The organism is Mycoplasma anseris ATCC 49234, from assembly GCF_000702805.1.
Classification (GTDB): domain Bacteria; phylum Bacillota_I; class Bacilli_A; order Mycoplasmatales; family Metamycoplasmataceae; genus Metamycoplasma; species Metamycoplasma anseris.
This window is the reverse complement of the sequence record NZ_JNJX01000023.1, coordinates 1-1045: the sequence shown is the minus strand read 5'-3', so window position 1 is coordinate 1045 and position 1045 is coordinate 1. Positions and strand designations below refer to the sequence as shown.

The 1045-nt window shown below is 26.4% G+C and carries 1 protein-coding gene; it reads left to right on the top strand.

The window, feature by feature from the left end:
• Positions 1–1045, top strand: a 1045-nt coding sequence (locus T401_RS07335) for a hypothetical protein (RefSeq protein ID WP_033179065.1), incomplete at both ends; no start/stop codon positions are given.

Sequence of the window (1045 nt, the reverse complement as noted above, 5' to 3'; positions counted from 1 at the left end):
ATCCAACACCAACTCCAGATCCTAAACCAGTTCCGGATCCAAATGAAAATCTTTCACCAGAAGTTGAAGAATTAAATGAATATGCTAAATTGATGAAAGATAATTTAGAAATTATTCCAGGTATGGAAAGACATTTCTATTGAGCTATAAAAAATAATTATGATTTTTACTTTGATATTCTAAATCAATCAATAGTTTGTGTTCCTGAAAATACAAGAGTCAATTGAAATAGCCCAAACTTTTGAGAAGTTTTAAGATTTAAACAAGCAATATTACCTAGTAGAGATTATTTTCCTGCAAACTATGATGATCCATCATTTATTACTATAAATAGAAAAAAAATTGATTTTGAATTTGATGAGCAAAACAATATTATTTTCAAATTCAAAATTGGATTATATCAAGGATTTAAAAAAGAAGGATTAACTTCAACAATTGGTGAAACAGCAAATTTAGGTAAAATACTTGAAATTATTGAAAAACCTGGTGATGATTTGATCCCATTGAAACCTGAACCAAATCCAAATGAAAATCTTTCGCCAGAAGTTGAAGAATTAAATGAATATGCTAAATTGATGAAAGATAATTTAGAAATTATTTCTGGCATGGAAAAACATTTTTATTGAGCTATAAAAAATAATTATGATTTTTACTTTGATTATAAAAAACAATCAATAATCTGTGTTCCTAAAAATACAATAGTCAATTGAAATAATCCAAACTTTTGAGAAGTTTTAAGATTTAAAAAAGCAATATTGCCTAACACTGACTTTATGCTTGTTAATTATGATAAAACTTTGTATATTTTCAGATATAGTATTCATATTTTATTGGCAAGCAATAAAAAAATAAATTTTGTGTTAGATGAACAAAATAATATTATTTTCAAATTCAAAATTGGATTATTTAAAAAAGACCAAGATGAATTAGCTTCAACAGTTGGTGAAACAGCAAATTTAGGCAAAATGCCTGAAATTATTGAAGAACCAATTGATAATTCAGTTAACCCAGAACCAACTCCGGATCCAACACCAACTCCAAACCC